Origin of the sequence: Desulfosporosinus youngiae DSM 17734, assembly GCF_000244895.1 — a bacterium.
GTDB lineage: Bacteria > Bacillota > Desulfitobacteriia > Desulfitobacteriales > Desulfitobacteriaceae > Desulfosporosinus > Desulfosporosinus youngiae.
Genome location: NZ_CM001441.1, coordinates 3,507,500 through 3,529,067, shown reverse-complemented (window position 1 = coordinate 3,529,067; position 21,568 = coordinate 3,507,500). Strand labels below are relative to the sequence as shown.

Genomic DNA, 21,568 nt, shown 5'->3' with positions numbered 1-21,568 from the left:
TCTTTAGGGGGTTTTGAAATATCCTTTATCTTAAAACAACACGTTGCTACTACCGGGAAAAAATTCTATACTTAAAGCAGTTATTCAGATCAACAATCAGTTTAGACCGGTCAAACGGGTTTACCGAAAAGAACGTCTTAAACCAACGCTAGAAAGTAGGTTCTGATAGCTATGGATGATAATGTGAGAAAACGGATGGAAAATGATCGTTTTGCGGCATTTGTCGGTATAAAATTAGTCAAACTTGAGCCCGGGTACGCTGTTGCGGAGCTGGATATTTCCGAGAAGCACTTAAATGGAGTGGATATTATTCAAGGGGGAGCGATCTTCACTCTTGCTGATTTTGCCTTTGCTGCAGCCTCTAATGCTTGCGGACAAATAACCGTAGCTATAAATGCCAACATTTCGTATTATAAAGCTTCAACTGGAACAACATTAATCGCGGAGGCAAAAGAGGCTTCGGCTTCACATAAAATTGCCAATTATAATGTTGATGTTTTTAACGAACATAGAGAGCATATTGCCCATCTGAGTATAACGGGCTATAAAAAGACTAAAGAGAATTTTGGCGGTGAGAACCGGGGGTAAGATAATGAATAGACAGACAGAGGTTCTAAACGAGTTTGGCCGGGCACGCCTGAATGAAGAAGCTGTAAACATAGAACGAGTTTATTTTTATAAAACAGATAAACGGGTTAATCCTAAGCAGGAGGAGCCTTTCTGGATTTCTGCCGGAAAGCTGCCTGTTTTGCTGTCTGCCCCACATGCCGTCAGGCATTACAGGCAAAAAAAGATTAAAATGTCGGATCAATTCACCGGCTCTATTGTCTACTTATTAGCCCGGCTGACGAACTGCCATGCAATTGCAGCGTCTAAACTTTATGGAGGAGATCCTAATTTTGATGACCCGTGTATCTTTAAAGAAAAAATTGCCGAATTGTGTACCGGTAGGAAAGTGAAGCTCGTACTTGACATCCACGGTGCCGCACGTGAAAGAGAATTCGATGTGGATTTTGGCTCGAATAGAGGAAAAAATCTTTTAGGCAAACCCATAATTCTGGAATCCTTGCAGCGAAGCTTTCAGGACTTCGGATTCTCCGGAGTCTCCCATGATTATTTTGCAGCTTCCGGGCCAAACACGGTTGCCAATTATGTGGCACGAGAGCTGGGAATTCCGGCTATTCAGATAGAGATTAATAAACACTATAGGGTACCCGCTCAAAACCCCCAGGGGTTTCATCGTTTGTTGGGTGCTTTGGCTGAAAGTATTAACAAGTTGGCATGATCCGAGATTACGCAGCCTGGGAAGAGCAGAAAAGATCACTTAAATTACTGAGTTGGATTTGACAAGCTGAATAATTTAAGGTACACTTAAATTGTTAAGAGGGAGTAGTTGAATTACAAAGGCAACATACCCGGTAAGGTAACTTACCTGACTTTGTAAACCGTTTGAGGTAACAAGACTTTTAACATGGCTATTATGCTGTGTTAAAAGTCTTTTTTGTTTCTTCAAACACTTGATTAAAATGGAAGTAAGGAGTGATTATTTCGTAAATACTATAAGGAACGATCAGCTCTATTAATTAGCAATGGGTAAATAGAAGGAGGATTATACTGTGGAGTTTTTCCGAAAAGAAGCTGAAGAAGTCATCTCCGAGTTGCAGAGTAACGAAGAGAAAGGCCTGTCAGCAGCTGAAGCTGAGTCGAGAATCCAACGTTATGGGAAAAACATTTTTACTCCGAAAGAAAAAGAGAGTATATTGGTAAAAATATACGAAAGCTTAAAAGAGCCCCTTATACTCATTCTTTTGATTTCCGGGTTAATATCACTAGCGATGGGTCATATTGCGGACGGTTTAGGGATCTTTGTTGCCGTTTTAATTGCTACCTCAATTTCAATTATTCAAGAAGGTAAATCAGATAAAGCCTTTGAAGCCCTCTCTAAGCTAAGTGAAGATGTGCATGTCAAAGTAGTCAGAGACGGAAAAATTGTGTTGCAAGCACAAAGTGAACTTACGGTTGGAGACATTATCCATTTAGAAACAGGGGATAAAGTTCCCGCGGATGCTAGGATCATACATTCTTCAAATCTTGGAATCGACGAATCGATGTTGACCGGTGAAGCTGAAGCAGCTTCTAAGAATTCATTGAAAATCGAAAGGGATAATTGTCCTCTGGCAGAACGCAAAAACATGTTATACTCCGGTACGATGGTGATTGAAGGCAGGGCCATCGCCATTGTAACATCTATCGGTGATAAGACTGAGATGGGTAAAATCGCTGATGAATTAAAAGGAGAAATAACCTCACAAACCCCGCTTCAACAAAAATTAGCGGACCTGGGTAAACGAATATCCATTATCGGATCGATCGTGGCCGCCGGAATTTTCCTTTTCGAAGTCTTCAAGATGTACAGCCAGGGGATCCTGGTGTTGGATAATCTGGGGGCTGCTCTTCCAGGGATCAAGGATGCATTCGTAACTTCAGTAGCTCTGATTGTCGCTGCCGTGCCTGAAGGATTGCCCACCATGGTTGCTATTACCCTGGCCTTTAATATGCAAAAAATGGCTAAGAATAATGCGCTTGTTCGAAAGCTTATTGCCTGCGAAACAATTGGCTCGGTTAATGTCATCTGTTCGGATAAGACAGGGACTCTGACAGAAAACAAGATGACCGTTGTTGAGGTATGGGCCGATGGCAACGATGTTTCAGTCGATCAGCTGCGTAATGAAGAGATGCTTCAGAATTTCTGCCTCAACTCGACAGCGGATATTTCTAAAAAAGATGGAAAATATGAATTCCTGGGAAATCCCACAGAGTGTTCGCTGCTTGTCTGCGCCGATAAAAATAATATCAACTATCTCCACTATCGCAAAGAGTATAGTGAGCCTGTCAGTGAATACAATTTTACGTCGGCCAGAAAAATGATGTCCACAGCGTATCAAACAGAAAAGGGCTTCAGACTCTATACAAAGGGTTCGCCCGAAAAGGTTTTAAGTATTTGTGACCGGATTCTCTACAATGGAACGATTGTTCCGATGACTCAAGAGCACATTAATGAAATTGAGGCTAAAATAAAGCAGCTTCAGGATAAGGCAAGAAGGGTTTTAGGGTTCGCCTTTAATGATTTTACGGAAGAACCTCAATGGGAAGATATCTATAATGTTGAAAAAAACCTTGTATTTACCGGCTTTGTCGGAATTGAAGATCCATTGCGTTCGGATGTCAAGGAAGCCATTGACCATTGCCGAAGAGCAGGCATCACGGTCAAAATCCTGACAGGGGATAACATTAATACAGCGCGGGCCATTGCCGGTCAATTAGGAATTGTCAAGAATGACTCCCTGGTATTAGAGGTTACAGACATTGACGCCATGAGTGATCAGGAGTTGAAGAGTAAGCTTCCGAATATTGTGGTCATCGCACGCTCAAATCCCACGGCTAAGATGAGAGTTGTCAAGCTCTTGCAGGAAATTAATGCTTCAGTGGTTGTGACCGGTGATGGCATTAATGATGCTCCTGCTTTAAAATCGGCAGATGTCGGTGTTGCGATGGGGATTGCAGGAACGGAAGTATCTAAAGAAGCTTCGGATATCGTCTTATTAGATGACTCTTTCTCCACCATCGTTAAGGCTATTAAATGGGGACGGGGCATCTACGAAAACTTCCAGCGGTTTATTCAATTTCAGCTTACGGTCAATGTTGTTGCCTTTGTAACTGTCATCTTGGCAGAAGTCATGGGATATGCGATGCCCTTTACCACCTTACAGTTATTATGGGTGAACATTATTATGGATGGACCTCCGGCCTTAACCTTAGGTTTAGAACCGCCGCGGGAACATCTGCTTGAAAAGCAGCCAATCAGGAGAAATGCATCGATTGTCACCAAGGATATGCTATTCAAAATTGTTGCTAACGGGTTATTTATTGTAGCAGGCTTATTATTGCTGATGGACACACAAATGCTTGGCGGTACAGCAGCACAACAATCCACCATTGTATTCACTTCCTTTGTGTTGTTCCAGCTTTGGAATGCATTTAACAGCCGGGAGTTTGGGGTGCGGAGCATTTTCCCGAATCTCCTCAAAAACAAAACCATGGTCGGGGTTGTGTTCTTGACCTTCCTGGTTCAGGTTATGGTTACTCAATTTGGCGGAAACGTGTTCAAAACGGTTCCTCTCGAATTGGGATTATGGTTCAAGATCATTGGCTTCACCTTTAGTATTGTGATTTTCAGTGAAGTCTTGAAACTAATAATGAGAGCCTTCCCAGGGGCTAAGACTGCTTAGAATGACACAAACGTCCACAATCTCATCTAAAAGGGATTGTGGACGTTTTATGTAAACCTTGTACTAGGGGCAATTCATGAATTGCCCCTAGTACAAGCACATTTGCCAAAAAAGTATTATAATAAGAATGCTAAGCAGTTTAGTAACTAAATCTTGAGGAGGAAATCTTAAATTGGTTATCATCAAAACTGAAAAGGAAATTGAATTTATGGCAGAGGCTGGAAAGATTCTTACTGCCTGCCATCGAGAACTCCGTTCGTTGATTCGTCCAGGGATAACATCTTTGGAAATCGATAAATTCGCAGAGGATTTTATCCGCTCCCATGGAGCGACTCCCGAGCAAAAAGGGTATAAGGGATATCGATTTGCTACTTGTGCGTCCGTCAATGATGAAATATGTCATGGGTTTCCAACGAAAGACCCTCTGAAAGACGGAGATATTGTCGGTATTGATATGGTGGTCAATCTTAAGGGCTGGCTTGCGGATTCAGCCTGGACTTATCCTGTGGGCCAAATATCTAAACAAGCCGAAACCTTGCTTAAGGTTACCAAGGAATGCCTCTATCTGGGTATCGAAAAATCAGTCGTTGGCAATAGAATCGGGGATATATCCCATGCTATACAAAGTCATGCTGAAGCGCACGGGTTCTCAGTGGTCCGGGATTTTATGGGTCATGGAATCGGGCAAATGATGCATGAGGATTTGCAGGTCCCGCATTTTGGAAAGCCTCACAGGGGGGAAAGACTGCGGGAAGGGATGGTATTTACGATTGAACCCATGATCAATATCGGTACATATCATCTCAAAATTGACTCTAATCAATGGACGGCCAGAACGACAGACGGCAGTCTTTCCGCTCAATATGAACATACCATCGCAATTACTAAAAATAGTCCTCTAGTATTAACCGAGCAGGACTAAGGATTACACTTTCCAACGTTTGCGCAGGATTATGTACCTTAACATCAACCAATTTCTAGCTTTAGTCAATTTCCATAACATCCTTGAAAAAATATCCATATATTTGTACCCTCCTATATTAAGATTAAAGTTATGTTTCCCGAATTTCTGAAAAAAAGTCAATAATAAGCTGGTGCTTTGAATATTTTGTAAAGTGATGAGAAACTTATGTATCTTGAAATGAGTAAACTGAATTATAGGATGAGATACTATAGTTTTAAAGGAGTTGTGATATGAGCTTTATTAAGGAATTCAAGGAATTTGCCACTAGAGGCAACGTGGTGGATCTGGCGGTAGGGATCATCATCGGAGGCGCTTTCGGGAAAATTGTATCCTCTCTTGTCGCGGATATTATTATGCCTCCGATTGGCCTTATTGCAGGCGGAATAAAATTCACAGATATAAAGCTGGAGCTTAATGATCCCGTAGTCGATGGTGCGGGAGAGATTGTTCAAGCGGCTGTTACCTTAAATATTGGTAATTTCATTCAGACGACGTTTGACTTTTTAGTTATTGCGGGTTCGATTTTCTTACTGGTTAAATTAATGAATTCGCTGAACAGGAAAAAGAAGCAAGAAGAAGCCGTTAAACCGGAAACTCCAAGTGCAGAAGTTCAGCTTCTCACGGAGATCAGAGACCTTCTAAAAAAGCAGCCATAAATTTAGAAAAAACATAGAGCCTCCCTTAAACGTTTTGATTTAAGAGGGAGGCTCTTGATATTAGGGTATTTCATAATAATAGTATATAATTAATAAATTACTTAAATATGGAAGGATAAAATGTGAAGGGGCACAAACTATTCCTGAGTAGTTGCAACAAAGTCCCGTAATTTTATGACTAGCAGGCGAAGATCTTCCGGAAAGGGAGCGCGAATCACCATGGGGAGGCCGCTCGAAGGGTGCAGAAAGGCATACATTGAAGAGTGTAAGGCATGACGATCAAGAAGTGTTTTCGTACCGCTATAAAGGTCATCCCCGATTAAGGGATGGCCGAATCCTTCACAATGTACTCGGATTTGATGGGTGCGTCCGGTTTCTAAGATGAACTCAAGAAACGTGGCGCAGGAATAGCGGCGGAGGACACGGAAATGGGTCCGGGCTGTCATGCCATCGGGGTGGATCTGGCGTTTGATAAAGCTATTTGGAGCAAACCCTATGGGATCGTCGATCGTTCCTTCATCTTCAGGCACAACTCCTTCGACAAAACCGAGGTATCGTTTATGAATATGCCCCCGTTCGAGCTGCCAGGCAAGCTGTTGATGGGCGAACTGATTTTTGGCGATGACTACGACGCCTGAGGTATTCCGGTCTATCCTATGGATTGGGCGATATAGGCGATTTTCTCCTTTGCGTTCCCAATGACCGGTGACAGCATTTGCTAAAGTGTGCTCAGGGTAACGGCGGTTGGGATGAACCACTTGGCCGACAGGCTTATTGACAGCTAACAGGTAGTCATCTTCATAGAGTATATCAAGGGGCAGATCTTCTCCTTGAAGGTTGGCTTCCTCGTCGGAAACGAGTTGAATGGACAACAAATCCCCTTCTTTCCCACGTGCGGTCAGATAGGTGAATTGTCCATTAACCCAAACTCGTTCTCCTTGTTTCAAGCGCTGTAATAACTTAGCTGAAAAATGAAATTTATGAAGCAGAATAGACAAATATTTATGACCGGAGTCTTCAGATTGCAGCCGGTATTCCCAAAGGTTAGATGATGTTTTCATAATTCCTCCAAGTAAAGCAGTGAGGCTCACTAAATTCATAAGAGTAAAAATTAATCCAGTGAACATACTTTTAGATAGACTAAAATTTAAAAAGGAAAATTATGCGGCATGAAGAATATTCCATAATGAACGTATCCTTCATCCTGCCCAAACCACGTTCTTAATAATCGAGTTGTAAGGAGGCCCTAATGTGAAAGATCCGCGTATAGAAGAACTTGCCGATTCCTTAATCAATTACTCAATCGCCCTTCAGCCAGGTGAAAAAATCCTGATAGAAGTGATAGGACCGGATATCCCTCTCGCTCAAGCTTTAATTGGTTCTGCTTACCGGGCAGGCGGATTGCCATTCCTGTCTACCATTAATCATACCCTACAACGTGAACTATTAAAAGAATTCTCGGTGGAACAGGCTGAAGCTATGACCCGCTGGGATCTCGCCCGCATGAAAGAGATGCAGGCCTATATCGGGATTCGCGGAGGAGACAATGTTAATGAGTGGGCAGATGTTCCAAACGAATGTCTGAAAACCTATACATCCTGCTACCAAAAACCCGTTCATTCAGAGCAGCGAGTAGCGCATACCCGTTGGTGTATACTGAGATATCCCAATGCTGCAATGGCCCAGTTAGCTAATACAAGCATCGAAGGGTTTGAGGACTTTTACTTTAAGGTGTGTAATTTAGATTACTCGAAAATGTCGAAGGCTATGGATCCCCTGAAAGAGCTGATGGAGAAAACAGATCGGGTGCGTATTGTCGGCCCCGGAACCGATTTGCAATTCTCGATAAAAGGAATGCCGGCGATAAAGTGTGACGGACATCTTAATATTCCGGACGGGGAAATATTTAGTGCCCCCTTGAAAGAATCCGTCAATGGCCGGATCAGTTACAACACACCGTCACTTTACCAAGGATTCACTTACGATAATATTGTTTTAGATTTTGAAAACGGGAAGATTGTTAAAGCGATGGCCAACGACACTGAACGAATTGAGTCCTTGTTTAACACTGACGAGGGGGCGCGTTATGTCGGAGAATTTGCCATAGGCGTCAATCCGTATATTAGTACTCCCATGAAAGACACACTTTTTGACGAAAAGATTGACGGAAGTTTTCACTTTACCCCGGGATCCTGTTATGACGAGTGCAGCAATGGAAACAAATCCGCGATTCATTGGGATTTAGTGTGCATTCAAAGACCGGATTATGGTGGCGGTGAAATCTACTTTGATGATCGATTGGTACGGAAAGATGGGCGTTTTGTCTTGCCGGAACTTGAGGATTTGAACCCGGAAAACTTAAAATCTTAGACAAAACCCACCTTAAGAAGAGGATAAGGAGTCGATTACTAAGCTCATGAAGGGTCAACGATTACGTTTAGTTTATAATCCCTATGCAGGCCGGCGAAAACTGACTGCACAGCTGGATACGGTTATTCGCATTTTCCAGGAAAGCGGCAATGAAGTATGTATACACCGGGCCTGTTCTCCGGAAGATATGGAACAGGCTGCCTCTCAGAGCAGAGATGTTGATCGGTTTGTGATTGCCGGAGGGGATGGCAGTATTCATCAAGCGGTTAATGGACTGCTGAAAATACCGGAGGAGCAGCGTCCTGCCTTGGGTATTCTGCCGGTAGGAACTGCTAATGATCTGGCCTACGCCTTAGGCTTGCCTAAAAGTATCCCTGAAGCCTGCAAAGTTATTGCCAAAGAAAATATCTTCAGAATGGACACGGGTCAAGTTAATGAGCGCTATTTTGTCAATGTCGCCAGCGCCGGACTTTTAACCGATGTTTCCCAAAAAGTAGATACTCGTGTCAAAAATACCCTTGGACAATTAGCCTATATTCTTAAAGGAATCGAAACTCTTCCTTCCTTCCGGCCTTTTCACATTGAGTATGAAAAAGACGGACAACATTATAATGAAGAGGTTGTCTTGTTTCTGGCGGTGAATGGTCATTCAGTGGGAGGACTCAGGCAGCTGGTTCCCAGAGCTTCACTGACGGATGGCAAGCTGGAAGTTTTAATTGTACCGGCAGCAGGCTGGCCGGAGACCATCCGCTTGCTGTTAAATGTTCTGCGCGGTGAAAAAGCAGGTAACGGGAAGATTAAAGAATTCCAGACCACGGAACTGACGATACACACGGATCGGCCTATAAAGTCAGATCTTGATGGAGAATATGGCCCTGTAAGCTCATGGCATGTAAAAATTGGGCCGAAAATTTCAGTGCTTTGTTAATACTATCAGGGGAGGGATTTCATGATCGGTACACCATTCCAACAAGAGGTCTTGATGAGGCTGAGTGAGTTAAGCCCAGTCTATATTGTAGGCGGGGCTGTTCGGGATGCGGAATTAGGACTCCCCTCAAAGGATGTGGATGCGGTAACCCGCCTTCCCCTCCAGCAGATTGAGAAGAATCTGTCTGATTGGGGGTATCATCCTCACCTGATCGGAGCGCATCAGCCGACGGTCAGCTTGTTTCGGGAAACGGACAGGGTAGATATCTCGGTATTTTCCGGAGAAGTCGAAAGGGATGCTCTATGCAGGGATTTTACTATTAATGCCATTTATCAAGATGTTCGCACAAAGGAGATCATTGATCCTTTAAGTGGGATTCAAGCCTTAAGCGAAGGGAAATTGATCGCCTGCGGACAGGCGGAGGATCGTTATCAGGAAGATCCCCTCAGAATCCTGCGTCTGGTTCGATTAGCAGTCCGTTATAATCTGGCCATCAATCCTGAGACTTGGCAGGCCGCCCAGGATAACCTTTCTCTGCTGGAAAGAGTCTCCGTAGAACGGGTAACAGAGGAATTAGGGCGGATTCTCGTCTTGACAGAGGTGGATAAAGGGTTAGGACTTCTCGATGAATTAGGGTATTTTAAGGTGTATATACCCGAGCTGGCCAGGCTGAAAGGGCTGGTACAAAACCGGTATCATACCAAGGATGCCTGGGATCATACCCGGCATGTGGTTAAAAATACTCCCTCTCGGGTTTTAGTGCGTTTAGCGGCCTTATTTCATGATATGGGGAAATGGGAAACAGCCAGCCGGGAATGTTATACATGGGGAACAATCAGGTTAGCTGACGAAGGGTATAAAGTCAATGAATTTAAGTTGGTTGGGAAAAACCTGGATAAATGGAGGAATAAAGAGGTTGAAGTCCATGGGGGAAGACTGGACAACCACCCTGATACGATCGTGATTAAGCGAATTAAACCCTGGCGCAACATACGCCGGAACCATTTTGAGTGGGTCACAGACGGAAAACGGCATTTCTTGCAGCATGAAAAGGAAAGTGCACGTTTGGTCACGGGAATCCTGCCCCGCTTCCGCTGGTCGATGGTCCTTCCCGGAGGGAGTAAAGGAGAAGGAGAACTGCACTTTTTAGTGGGGCATCATATGCTGGGAACATTGACCTTTATGAGTGAATTAAAAGGAGACGTGGATAATACTAAGCTTAGAATTAAAGCCCGCCGCTTTGCCTGGGAGGTTGGCTGGGATGGGCAGATCTTTAATGCCCAGAGGATCGAGAACCTGCTCACCTTATGGAAAGCGGATTTTCTTGGAGGCAAGCAGGATGCTGAACGAAATTTGATCCGCTTGGATCGGATACAGGCAGAAATCCGAAATGCGTGTGCTTTTATAACTGAGCGGGCCGGCATCTTGGATTGGAGGCTTTTTGCAGAATTTGCCCGCGGAAAAGGACTTGAAGCCCAGCGATTCGGCCAGTTCAAAGAACAAGTCCGCAAGCAGGTCATGATAGACACGAAGAATTGCTTGACTGATCAGGAATTTCTTGAAAAAGAATACAGATTCTTTTCTACCAGGCAGAAATGAAGATTACATCATTCTCAGACAAGATAAGCCGAGGTATGATCATGATCAACGTGAATTGGTTAGCTAAATTGAACATCGTATTAGCTGATTTCTAAAGGATTTCAAAGGATTCATCTTGACCTGTATCTATTATAAAGTTATAATTATTGCAATGAGAGGATGGTGTTAATTAATGGAAAAACGTTGGCGTTGTACGGTATGCGGGTATATACATACTGGCGAGAATCCGCCGGATATTTGTCCGATTTGTGGGGTTGATGCAAGTTTCTTCGAACAGGTGACTGAGGAGGAAGCGGCGAAAGCTTCGCCCGCGGAAAAATCCGTTCCCAAGCCGGTAACCGTTCAGCCGGATAAAGCAGCGGCTATTCGTCAAGCACTTTATCGAATTTCGTACGGCCTTTTTATTATTACTGCTCATGCTGAAGGTAAAGATAATGGGCAATGTGCGAATACATGTTTTCAAATCACCTCTGAACCGGCTAAAGTAGCGATTGGAATTAACAAACAAAACTATACTCACGAGTTAATTCAAAAGAGCGGCAAGTTTGGAGTATCCGTATTAAGTCAAACAGGACACGACTATGCCCGGGGGTTTGGGTACCGGTCAGGAAGAGATGTCAATAAGTTCGAAGGTTTAGCGGTGCACCGGGGAGAATCGGGAGTTCTGTTGCTGGACGATGTACTTGTAACCATGGAGGCGACGGTTACGGGCCAACTGGATTGCGGAACCCATACCCTATTCGTAGGGGATGTTACGGCAGGGGAGATCCTGCAAGAAGGAGATCCCATGACCTATGCCTATTTTAGGGCGTCTAAGTAACCCGTTAAGCTAAGAGGAAGGTTGAAAATTTAAGTGCTGCCAATGACTGATGGTGTTATCAAGAACTAATGAGAAAAGACTTAAAGCATAAAGCCATTATATTAAGGTGGTTTTGTGCTTTATTATTTGGGTAAAAATCAAACATCCGTTGAAAGGCGGTTTTCAAAATCGGGGAATTTGAAGATGGATATTGTTGAACAGACGCAGTGGAAAATGAACATAAAAAGATGGGCAAGGGAATTGGGTTTTGTCTCAGTTGGGTTTACTGCGGCTGAACCTATAGATAGCCTGGCCTCATTGTTGCAAACCCGAATTGATCAGGGGTTGATGACACCTTTTGAGAGCAAGGTAATTGAACAAAGGATAGATCCTCAAGCGGTCTGGCAAGATTGCCGGACGGTCGCTGCCTTAGCTTTTCCGCTTCCTTTAACAGTTCCGCCTCAGGAAGGAGAGGGTGTCATGGCACGCTCAGCAGTGGGGGAAGACTATCACCGAGTTATTGTTCGGAAAATCAATCAGCTGATTGATAGGATGGTTAACCATGGTTGGCCGGGTTTCCCACGCTTTCAAGTGGATACCGGACCATTAGTCGAGCGTGCCTTTGCGCTGCGGGCAGGAATCGGCTGGATTGGACGGAATCAGCACCTGATAATTCCAGGGTACGGATCGTTTGCAGCTCTTGCCCTGCTTCTGTTAGATCAGGAGATCAGGCAGGATGATCCTTTAATCCCCGGGCAATGCGGAACCTGCCAAAAATGTGTTCAGGCATGTCCTGCCCGGATCATCGGCCAAGAACCCTTTGCGGCTAAGAAATGTGTTTCTTATTTAACTCAGAGTAAAGAGGTGCTGACGTCTGAAGAGAGGCACCGCCTTGGGTTAAGAATTTTTGGCTGCGATACCTGTCAAGAGGTGTGCCCCCACAATCAAAAACGGCTGGAAGAGGAAGCGCTGGCTGAAGATCCAGGCTTATGTCCGCCCGCAGCCTCGACAGCCCCGGCTCCCTTCTGCCGAGGTGTGAATTTGTACGAGATTCTTAATTTAAGCAAAGGGGAATTTATAAAACGCTATAAAGCGACTGCCGCAGGATGGCGCGGAAAGGGAGTTCTGCAGAGAAATGCTTTTTTAGCTTTAAGGAATGCTCAGGATGCCCGGAGTGAGCAATGGTTGGCAGAACGCGAAAAGGATAAATCTGTTCCGCCGGTGATTTTGCCTTATATTCAGGATGGCTCCGGAAGATGTGAGTAACACGTATAGAAGGCGGTAAAAAAATTTCATAGTATCTTTGTTATAGATTTTACGTGGATCGTAAAAGACTGCGGCATCCCGCAGTACGATTTTCGGTGCAAAAATATTTGGATTATAGTAAAGTTATTTGTAACAAAGAAGGATTAATTTACCCGATCAATATTGGTGCGATTTTGAAGCATTCATTGAGGCCGGATGGGATATTGAAGAAGGTTGTCCTGATATAGGTTTTTCAAGAGTCGTTCTTGCGCGCTGCAATCCTTGCTAAAATGCAGACTAATTAAACAGAAGGAGGTCAGCCGTGCCTTTATTCTTTTGGTTACCTTTACTCGTAATCGTTGTAACATATTTTGCTTGGCATAAGTTAGATACCAAAATCAATGCACGTTCCCGAAAAATCATAAAATTACTTATATACATCATCACTTGGGTATCAATGGTTTACCAGTTTATAAGTATTGCTCATTATATAGATGACAGTGGACAGCGAATAAGTAATGTAATTGGAGAATACGGATCGATTTTATCTTGGGTTAGTCTAATAATATTCTCGTTATTTTTGATATGGACTATCTTTGAAACCATAGGAAAAAAACCGCAATAAAAAAGGGGAGCATAACAAAACCACAATGCGCTTCATTTTTTAATTCGTGTGTTATTTGCAATGTATTCCCATGTCTGCTACTGGTCGGTCTACAGACATCTTCCTGGCGGCAGCCGCGGTTGAGCTTATGATTCTTTCGCTGGATATATTTGATGACTTGCAGGACCAAGACAATTTTTCAGTACCTTGGCATACTATATAACCGTCTTTAAGCTAAGCCCCGATCCTGACTAGAGGATTAATTTTGAAATTCGAGGTTGAGGGGATTTAAATGAGCATAGCAAACGAAAGAATTAAACGTTTTAATAAAAAAAGGGGAAAATTTAAGCCTAAACTATTAATTTTATTTATTATCTTTCAGATCCTTTTTCCTATGTTAATGGCTCCGTTTATCATCTTTTACGGCCCATTCGACACGCTTAGATCTCTTGCCGTTGGTACGGTTTATACATCCCGTCATCCTCAGTATCTTCGTTTTTTTTTAGCCCAGGAAGAGATTGAAAAGATTATTGGTCAAAGTAATCAGAGTTTGGGGGGGGACATTGAGAATACTAATCGCAGTAATGCTGTGAATTTAGCATCAGGTATCGTTGTTGAAGATATAAATGGTCAGAACGCATTAGGGAAATTTCATGGGAAAGTCATGTTAATAAAAGACCCCAAACGCATTAAAGTTGCTGTTACAAAGGATATTGGAGTTAATGGGAATCGTTTAAGCGATTTAGTTAAAAATATAGGGGCCATTGCCGGTATAAATGGCGGGGGTTTTTATGACCCGGATGGCATCGGTAATGGAGCTTTGCCGGACGGGCTTACGGTTCATAATGGGGAACTTGTCCATAACAATGTTGAAGATAATGCTGTGAATATTATTGGCTTAGACAAAGAAGGACACTTAATACTGGGTAATATGTCATCGACGCAGATACGTGAGAAAGGTATTCAAGAAGCAGTTCATTTTGAACCCAATTTAATCGTCGATGGAAAGAGGGCGGATTTTACTGACGGTCCGTATGGATATGCACCTCGCACGGCCATAGGTCAAAAAGCCGATGGAACAATTATTTTTGTAGTTATTGATGGCCGCCAACCCACATGGAGTATGGGGGCTGGCATGAGTGATGTCTACAATATATTTAAAAAATACGATGCTGTTACGGCTGCTAATCTAGATGGTGGATCCTCCTCCGAAATGGTTTATGATGGTAAAGTATTAAACAAACTTTGGAATATTTTTGGTGAGCGCTATATTTCTACTGGTTTTGTGGTTATGCCATAAGTACATCAAGAAGTGAGGAGAGTTAAGCTATTAACCCATTTACTTGTCCACGTATACTAAGCAGCAATTCCTTGACGGATATTGCTGCTTAGTACAATTTAAACGTTATTCCAATTTAAAGTTCGTATATTGTGTTTGGAGGGGTAATCGGAGCTGCTAAAGCTGTAGTACTTATGGAGAGAACTAAACCTAAGGTAGTAATAATATAGAGTTCAGAACGAAATTGAAAAGTTTTAGTTTGGGGGAATTGGAATTCAACGTAAAGAGATGAAGTAGGCGGATCAACGAAGTAACCTGGCTCTTTCCTAACCTTACGGGTGGTCATGGGAAATTCCTCCTTATTTAATCTTGGGATATTATCTCGGTTCCCAATGGCTATTGCTATGTGCAGACATTTTGACAATTACCAATATACTCAAAGACTAATTCTTGAGCTTTTTAAATGGTTTTAATCACATAGTGCTTGGGTCGGAAAAAGTCTCCGAAGTCTATCTTCGAGGGTCTTTCTTACCAAAGGGACTAGTGCGTCTCGAACATTGTTGAACTATTCGGATCGTAAGCATAGGGCTAATGACCGTGCCAAGAGATTCTTCTTTGCATTAAGATGCTTCTTGTCATCATAAGCGAAGGGACTTTGGAGAAATAAGGCTGAAAGGTGTGAGTAACCTACGTCAGCGGAGCAGTTGTTCTGTACCTTTACGCTTTTGTGGGGACATAGGAGGGAACAAATTTTATGCAAGAGGATCGGGATGTTATTGGACAAGTCATGTTACAATTAGTACAACAGTTTTTTTCAGTAAAAGATCTTAAAAATGATATGTCAGACTTCATTATGTTCAAAATGAAAGGCGACTTTCCTTTTGGTCAGCTGGTTATTTTGCATTACCGGATGTTTGCCGGCCAGTCTAAAGACATCTTCCTGGCGGCAGCCGCGGTTGAGCTGATGATTCTTTCGCTGGATATATTTGATGACTTGCAGGACCAAGACAATTTTTCAGTACCTTGGCATATTACTAACCCGGCATTAGCTATGAATATAGCTACGGGCCTTCTAGCGCTTAGTACAAAAGCAATAGAACAAACGTCATTTGAACAAGATCTAAAGGATATGGCAAACGATCACCTAAATATGTGTGTACTAAAAGCGGTTAATGGTCAACACACGGATCTTATGGATTTGATTGAATCCGAAGAAGATTATATTCATATGGTCAGGGGAAAGTCAGGTTCACTTATGGCTGCCGCATGTTTGGTAGGAACAGTTTTAGCCGGAGGAAAACATCATGATAGTGTTAATAACTATGCGGAGCATATCGGGATAATTGCCCAAATCAAGAATGATATTAAGGATATCTGCCGGTGGGATGAAAAAAATGACCTGGTCAATAAGAAAAAGACTCTTCTTACCCTATATTTACTTAAGAAACAACAACCGCAATATCAGTTTGCCAGGGACTATTTTGCCGGTAAACTAACTAAAGGAGAACTCGTAAAAAGAAAGGTAGAAATTCAAGAGTTAATTGAAAAATCCGGTGCTCTTGAATATGCACGCGTTATTATGAGGCTAAATCAGTTACAAGCTGTTGATCTAATAGATAGTATAGGTATAGTTCAAGAATGGAAGGAAAAGTTGGTGCAATATATTTAGACCTTTTGTTCCCCCGCAATATAATTGCGGAAAACCGCAGTACTGTTGGCGGGGTCAAGCGGTAGTTTTTATGATAGAATTTTGATAAAAATTAAGGGGGGAAAAGGGTATGTTGCAAAATGTTGTTGAGTATTTAATCCAAAATCCTGATGTAAAAGAGAGAGTACAAGAAGGGACAGCAAGCTTAATAGGATTAACAGAAATGGAACAAAAGGCCGTTCATGATGTTTTTGAAAGTTCAGGTAGCACCTCTGAAATCCCGATAGAGTATTGGTAAAAGACACGAAGAGTCAGGATAGCACCTGACTCTTTTTATGGAAGGAGATTTCGCATGGGAAACTTAAAAAAAAGGTTCGTGTTATTAATTTTAGCAGGAATCATTTTAATGTTGTCCTATTACTTGCTGTATATCACTTTAAACATTCCATACATTGGAGTAAGTGTAGATGAAAATGAAGCAGGTAAATGGCAAATATCTTATGTGGATCATCTCGGATGGGCGAAACAACAAGGAATCAAAGTTGGGGATACTGTTTCACTGATAAACCAAAATCAACCTAGTGAGTATTTTGCAGTTCTAAAGTATGGTGTCATAGAACAAGCAGAGACAATTGTCATTAATAGAAACGGAGAGTTGATCTTACATAAGGTGACAAATAATATGACTCCGCAGCAAGTTCAGTATCATATCGTGATACCAACACTTGTCTTTGTAATTTTATTCGTTTTTTCCTGTGTCTTGTATGTCAAAAAAAGCAACGATATGTCTGCTCATATTCTAATGCTCTTTTTTCTTACTATTGGATTAAGTTATTTAAGTGCTGGGGCTTCGTCAAGGATAGATACTCCAGGGATATACGTCAACCGAATTACATTCTCATTAATACCAGTACTTTTTTTGGAATTTCTAAATACTTATTTCTATCGATATGGGCTTTCTTTTTTGAATAGTCGTAAAATCCTGTTTGCATTATATTTAACAAATGGTTTTCTTCTGGTTATTCTTGCAGTATCTCAGATTTTTGGCCGAAATTTATGGATTATTAGACATTTATTCCTTGTTGTCTTTTCAATAGGTATTCTTTTATGTCTTTACATTTTAATCTCTCGTTATATTCGTTATAGGAATACCATCCGCAAACCAGTTTTTAAAATAATAATAATTGGGTTTACACTGTCGTTTTTTCCCTTTGTTGCCTTAGCGAGTCTTCCAAAAGTTTTATTTGGAATTGAACTAATACCAGGAGCTTTAGCAGCAACTTTTTTAATATTTCTGCCCGGAGTATTTGTATATCTGATTATAGCAAATAGCTTGTTCGATATTGATTTTATCCTTGACCGTATACGTTATTATTCTCTATTAACCCTTATACCCACTGCAATCTTTATATTGTTTCTTTTTAATTTTGTAAGGGGATTTACCTTAGTTCAGTGGATTCAGATTATCCTTGTTGTATATATAGGACTTATAGCATTTCTTTATGTAAAAGAAGACCTTGATTTCCGTTTTCGTACGAAATTATTTAAGGAAAAATATAATTTCCAAGCAAGCTTAGATCGCTTTTCTCAGGATATTGCCAAAGTAATGAAAATATCCGATTTAGAAGAACGTTTAATTATGGAAGTAACTGAAGTTTTATCCGTCAAATCCATCTCCTTATTAGAAATAGATTTGACAGATTATTCATTATCGATAGGGACGGGGAGTGCAGACTTTCCAGAAACAATAATAATTGATTGGCTGAAGAATAATACTGAATTAGTTTTGGTCGGTGAGTTAATTGACATTGGTAGAAGTGGAGTCTTTCTCATACTAAGTAAAGAGAAGGACAAAAGTCGCCTCGTATGGATTAGGGAAAAATTAAATCGGACTGAATTTAACCAAGATGAAAGAGTATGGCTTAGAACAATCGCTTCTTATGCAAGTATAGTTTATGAAAACCTACACTTAATTGAGGGGCTAATAGAGAAATTAGAGGAAGCGGTTACGCGGAAAGATTCAGCTAATCCTTGGGTATTGCGACTTTTATTTAATTTAGCGGAGAAAGAGAGACGTCGTTTAGCCTCAGACTTGCATGATTCAGCATTACAACAACAATTGCTGTGGTATCGTAACCTTGAAAGAATATCGGTTGATGAAAGAATCCCGGTAGATCTAAGGAAACAATTAAAAAACATGGCCGAAGGGCTGTTAGATGTCACTCATCAAATTCGTGAAACCTGCAATGAACTCCTCCCACCTTTATTAAAAGAGTCGGGAATTGTAGAAGCGTTAAAGAATTTATTTGCTAAAGCTCAGTTACGAAATGATTATATTGTGAATTTTAATGCAAAAGGTTTCAGTATAAATTTGGATTATGAACATGTATTGGTACTTTATCGAATTGTACAAGAACTATTGACTAATGCAGCTAAACATTCCAAGGCAACGGAAATCAATATTACCTTAGCCAATAGTAATGATAGTATCAATTTCGACTATCGAGATAATGGTATTGGAATGGATCTTCAGAATTTGCAATCTTCTTTGAGTCATATGGGGTTAGCTGGAATCAAAGAGCGAATTTCGGGTCTTGAAGGTAAAACATGTTTTTATTCGAGTTTAGGCAAGGGGCTTGAAGTTTCAATTTGGCTGCCGATTGATATGATTACTAACGTAAACGAACAAGGCGTTAAAGAGGGGAAGAGGACAACGTGATTCAAATATTATTAGTCGATGATCATCCCTCAGTTGGCGAAGGGACAAAAAGCATGATTGAGCAAGACGTTGAAATGAAAGTTACTGTTGTAACTTCTAGTATGGAAGCCTTAGAGGTTTTGAAAAGCGAGACATTTGATGTGCTGATGTTTGACTTGAATATGCCGGTAATCAATGGATTGGAATTAACTCGGAGGGCAATCGCAATAAATCCGGATACTCCTATTTTAATTTATACAGGATACGATATTTCATCTCATTTCAATATTTTGGTAGAAGCACGTGTCTCCGGGTTCATAAGTAAGACGGCATCCCAAGAGCAGCTTGTTAACGCTATTCGCTGTGTATTACGTGGTGAGGCAGTTGTACCGATATCCCTTTTACATCAGCTAAGGAGGAATGATGTACGGGCTATTGTTTCGGCGAATGAAGTAAACTTAGAAGGTATATCGATTGATGAAAAGGAGCAAACAATTCTTCAAGAAGTAGCCAGAGGTAGAAGCAATAGGGAAATTGCGGATAGTTTATTAATGAGCCAACGTATGGTTGAGTATAATTTGACTCGAATTTTTGGGAAATTAAAGGTTCGGTCGCGATCAGAAGCGATATTTGAAGCCAAACGCCTTGGGCTTATTCCTAATGAGGATTTCATGAGTTATTAGTTATAACAATTTGGGTGGTCGCGACGGTTGTCAAGATAGTTGTAGCATTTGACTAAGATTTCACATAAGGACCAATCCCTTGTTTGACGTGTCCAGCGTTCCAGATGACAGGCCTTCGCAGTTTCATAGAGCTTGTGCAGTTTCTCAGGTATCTCTTCGCACTAATGTAGATTTTATATAGTTATTAGGTTTTAAATATGGGAAATAAACTCAGGGGCCGTGAGGTCAATGTCATTAAGTTAAGGTGCAGGGCTAAAAATCAAGAAAAAGAGTAGGTTATCGAAAAAATAGCCCGCTCTTTTTTTGTATGGAAAAGAAAATAGGACTTGACAAGCAGATGAAATTGTGTAGCGAAGCCCCTTGAAAAAACAAGGAGGCTACGCTAATGAATGGGTACACACATTCGCTAAAAGAAACACTGACATCCCTCATACGAGAAATGTCAGCCGCACCAGCATCTTATGTCAAAACCCTGAAAAAGATTTTATCCGAAAGAAAAAGCTGCTCTTTGAAACGGTTATGCAACTCCTAATCTCCATGGGGGGGGCAACAGCCTATATAAGGAGCTCTTGGAATCGCAGGGCTATGACGTAAACACCGCAACCACTTCTGCTTTTGTCTAACAGAGGAATAAAATCTTGCCGTCCGCTGTGGAATTCTTGTTTCATCAATTTACGCAATCGTTTACGGATATTAAGGACTACCGAGGGTATCGATTACTTGCCGTTGACGGTTCGGATTTGCATATCGCGACGGACTCTGCGGACACGAACACCTATTTTCAAAGTCAACCGAACACGAAAGGCTATAACCTTCTGCATTTGAATGCAGCCTATGACTTGTGCAATAGTCTTTACGTGGATGCCCTTGTTCAGCCGCGAAGATTGTGCAACGAGGGAAGGGTGCTGACTGCTATGGTTGACCGTTCTCCCATCAAGGGCAAAACCATTGTTACGGCCGATAGAGGGTATGAAAGTTACAACAATCTCGCGCATCTTGAACGCAAAGGGTGGAACTTTCGTCCCGCCTAATGGCCCTTATGAAACCGTCATGACGGATCTTTCTGCCGCTGATTTCCCACCCGATGAAATCAAGTCCATTTATAATATGTGATGGGGCATTGAAACCTCTTTCAGGGCGGTACCCCTACTAAGTCAACTTCACGGTTGCCGTTCACGTTTGCAGACATTTCCTGTGCTCACGGGACGATGAATCCCCGCCCGATGTTGAAGCGTTGATTCGCAAAACATTTTGCCGATTCGACCCATTCGCCCAGGACAGAAGAATACGCGCAAAATCCGCTGGAAATCAGTCGTTAGCTTCGTCTACAGAGTAGCATATTCGTTTTACATGAACACTTTTTTAAGCGGATATTTCATCCGCTTTGTTTCCTGTACGTTTTTTTTCTGCTTGCACAAAAAAACAAACGGCACAGGGCTTTTCCCATGCCGTTTCGAATTCCAGTTTTATTCCCGGTCTTATCTTTGAGCTTAACTTAATGACATTGACCGTGAGGTCCCTTTTTTCATCGCATCTTATATTTTGTAAAATAGGGCTTGCGGTGACCACAAAAGAATTGCGGTATCTTGCAGCATGATTTTCGGTGCAAAAGTATTTATATTATTGTATAGTAATTTGCATGAAGAAGGTTATATTTTCCAAGAGAGTTGATCCGAGGATATTGGTGTTCATATATGCTGATATCCAGTGAGGTGTCGAGTAGACTTTATTGTATTTAATTGGTTTTGCCATTTAAATAATGACGTCCCAAATCATCAATACTCGTAAGGTAATAAATGATCTGAA

General features: G+C 41.8%; 17 protein-coding genes. 16 read left to right on the top strand and 1 reads right to left on the bottom strand.

What is annotated here, in order from left to right:
* The first annotated feature begins 171 nt into the window (after positions 1-171).
* The 5 genes from DESYODRAFT_RS16475 (at position 172) to mscL (ending at position 5,909) form a co-directional block, all read left to right on the top strand.
* Positions 172-588: a PaaI family thioesterase gene (locus DESYODRAFT_RS16475; protein ID WP_007784836.1), complete on the top strand. Its 417-nt coding sequence runs from the start codon at positions 172-174 to the stop codon at positions 586-588.
* Positions 589-592: 4 nt separating this feature from the next.
* The gene (locus DESYODRAFT_RS16470; protein WP_007784835.1) at positions 593-1,285 is read left to right on the top strand and encodes a hypothetical protein; all 693 of its coding nucleotides are present in this window, start codon (positions 593-595) and stop codon (positions 1,283-1,285) included.
* A 331-nt stretch (positions 1,286-1,616) separates the two neighbouring features.
* Entirely contained in the window at positions 1,617-4,289 is a 2,673-nt protein-coding gene (locus tag DESYODRAFT_RS16465) for a calcium-translocating P-type ATPase, PMCA-type (protein WP_007784834.1), read from the top strand.
* A 172-nt stretch (positions 4,290-4,461) separates the two neighbouring features.
* Positions 4,462-5,211 carry a type I methionyl aminopeptidase gene (gene map / locus DESYODRAFT_RS16460; RefSeq protein WP_007784832.1) on the top strand — a complete coding sequence of 250 codons (750 nt, stop codon included), beginning with the start codon at positions 4,462-4,464 and terminating at the stop codon, positions 5,209-5,211.
* 272 nt (positions 5,212-5,483) lie between these two features.
* The gene (gene mscL / locus DESYODRAFT_RS16455; protein WP_007784830.1) at positions 5,484-5,909 is read left to right on the top strand and encodes a large-conductance mechanosensitive channel protein MscL; all 426 of its coding nucleotides are present in this window, start codon (positions 5,484-5,486) and stop codon (positions 5,907-5,909) included.
* Positions 5,910-6,046: 137 nt separating this feature from the next.
* Here mscL and DESYODRAFT_RS16450 read toward each other — a convergent pair whose 3' ends face one another.
* Complete coding sequence (locus DESYODRAFT_RS16450) at positions 6,047-6,970, bottom strand: RluA family pseudouridine synthase (protein ID WP_007784829.1); 924 nt, start codon at positions 6,968-6,970, stop codon at positions 6,047-6,049.
* 190 nt (positions 6,971-7,160) lie between these two features.
* On the opposite strand from DESYODRAFT_RS16450, the gene DESYODRAFT_RS16445 reads away from it, so the two are divergent.
* From DESYODRAFT_RS16445 to DESYODRAFT_RS26670, 11 genes are all read left to right on the top strand, one after another.
* Entirely contained in the window at positions 7,161-8,279 is a 1,119-nt protein-coding gene (locus DESYODRAFT_RS16445; protein ID WP_007784827.1) for an aminopeptidase, read from the top strand.
* Positions 8,280-8,325: 46 nt separating this feature from the next.
* Positions 8,326-9,207 carry a diacylglycerol/lipid kinase family protein gene (locus DESYODRAFT_RS16440; RefSeq protein WP_007784825.1) on the top strand — a complete coding sequence of 294 codons (882 nt, stop codon included), beginning with the start codon at positions 8,326-8,328 and terminating at the stop codon, positions 9,205-9,207.
* 21 nt (positions 9,208-9,228) lie between these two features.
* Positions 9,229-10,806, top strand: coding sequence for a tRNA nucleotidyltransferase/poly(A) polymerase-related protein (locus tag DESYODRAFT_RS16435; RefSeq protein ID WP_007784824.1), 1,578 nt, complete (start codon positions 9,229-9,231; stop codon positions 10,804-10,806).
* Between the two features lie 172 nt (positions 10,807-10,978).
* Positions 10,979-11,626 carry a flavin reductase gene (locus DESYODRAFT_RS16430; RefSeq protein ID WP_007784823.1) on the top strand — a complete coding sequence of 216 codons (648 nt, stop codon included), beginning with the start codon at positions 10,979-10,981 and terminating at the stop codon, positions 11,624-11,626.
* Positions 11,627-11,809: 183 nt separating this feature from the next.
* Entirely contained in the window at positions 11,810-12,871 is a 1,062-nt protein-coding gene (gene queG / locus DESYODRAFT_RS16425; protein ID WP_083842256.1) for a tRNA epoxyqueuosine(34) reductase QueG, read from the top strand.
* A gap of 875 nt (positions 12,872-13,746) precedes the next feature.
* Complete coding sequence (locus DESYODRAFT_RS16415) at positions 13,747-14,754, top strand: phosphodiester glycosidase family protein (protein ID WP_007784818.1); 1,008 nt, start codon at positions 13,747-13,749, stop codon at positions 14,752-14,754.
* Positions 14,755-15,487: 733 nt separating this feature from the next.
* Entirely contained in the window at positions 15,488-16,402 is a 915-nt protein-coding gene (locus tag DESYODRAFT_RS16405) for a polyprenyl synthetase family protein (protein WP_007784814.1), read from the top strand.
* A gap of 109 nt (positions 16,403-16,511) precedes the next feature.
* Complete coding sequence (gene comX, locus DESYODRAFT_RS16400; protein ID WP_007784813.1) at positions 16,512-16,679, top strand: competence pheromone ComX; 168 nt, start codon at positions 16,512-16,514, stop codon at positions 16,677-16,679.
* Between the two features lie 54 nt (positions 16,680-16,733).
* Positions 16,734-19,100 carry an ATP-binding protein gene (locus DESYODRAFT_RS16395; RefSeq protein WP_007784811.1) on the top strand — a complete coding sequence of 789 codons (2,367 nt, stop codon included), beginning with the start codon at positions 16,734-16,736 and terminating at the stop codon, positions 19,098-19,100.
* A complete protein-coding gene (locus DESYODRAFT_RS16390) occupies positions 19,097-19,762 on the top strand; it encodes a response regulator transcription factor (protein ID WP_007784810.1) in 666 nt (221 codons plus the stop codon). The genes DESYODRAFT_RS16395 and DESYODRAFT_RS16390 overlap by 4 nt, the downstream gene beginning before the upstream one ends.
* Positions 19,763-20,400: 638 nt before the next feature.
* On the top strand, positions 20,401-20,793 hold the full coding sequence (locus DESYODRAFT_RS26670) for a transposase (protein ID WP_052315270.1): 393 nt from the start codon (positions 20,401-20,403) through the stop codon (positions 20,791-20,793).
* The last annotated feature ends 775 nt before the right edge of the window (positions 20,794-21,568 follow it).

Excerpts from the sequence above, each read along its gene's own strand:
- DESYODRAFT_RS16475 (WP_007784836.1), top strand. The coding sequence starts at position 172 with ATGGATGATAATGTGAGAAAACGGATGGAAAATGATCGTTTTGCGGCA.
- DESYODRAFT_RS16470 (WP_007784835.1), top strand. The coding sequence starts at position 593 with ATGAATAGACAGACAGAGGTTCTAAACGAGTTTGGCCGGGCACGCCTG.
- mscL (WP_007784830.1), top strand. The coding sequence starts at position 5,484 with ATGAGCTTTATTAAGGAATTCAAGGAATTTGCCACTAGAGGCAACGTG.
- DESYODRAFT_RS16450 (WP_007784829.1), bottom strand. The coding sequence starts at position 6,970 with ATGAAAACATCATCTAACCTTTGGGAATACCGGCTGCAATCTGAAGAC.
- DESYODRAFT_RS16440 (WP_007784825.1), top strand. The coding sequence starts at position 8,326 with ATGAAGGGTCAACGATTACGTTTAGTTTATAATCCCTATGCAGGCCGG.
- DESYODRAFT_RS16435 (WP_007784824.1), top strand. The coding sequence starts at position 9,229 with ATGATCGGTACACCATTCCAACAAGAGGTCTTGATGAGGCTGAGTGAG.
- DESYODRAFT_RS16430 (WP_007784823.1), top strand. The coding sequence starts at position 10,979 with ATGGAAAAACGTTGGCGTTGTACGGTATGCGGGTATATACATACTGGC.
- queG (WP_083842256.1), top strand. The coding sequence starts at position 11,810 with ATGGATATTGTTGAACAGACGCAGTGGAAAATGAACATAAAAAGATGG.
- DESYODRAFT_RS16415 (WP_007784818.1), top strand. The coding sequence starts at position 13,747 with ATGAGCATAGCAAACGAAAGAATTAAACGTTTTAATAAAAAAAGGGGA.
- DESYODRAFT_RS16405 (WP_007784814.1), top strand. The coding sequence starts at position 15,488 with ATGCAAGAGGATCGGGATGTTATTGGACAAGTCATGTTACAATTAGTA.
- comX (WP_007784813.1), top strand. The coding sequence starts at position 16,512 with ATGTTGCAAAATGTTGTTGAGTATTTAATCCAAAATCCTGATGTAAAA.
- DESYODRAFT_RS16395 (WP_007784811.1), top strand. The coding sequence starts at position 16,734 with ATGGGAAACTTAAAAAAAAGGTTCGTGTTATTAATTTTAGCAGGAATC.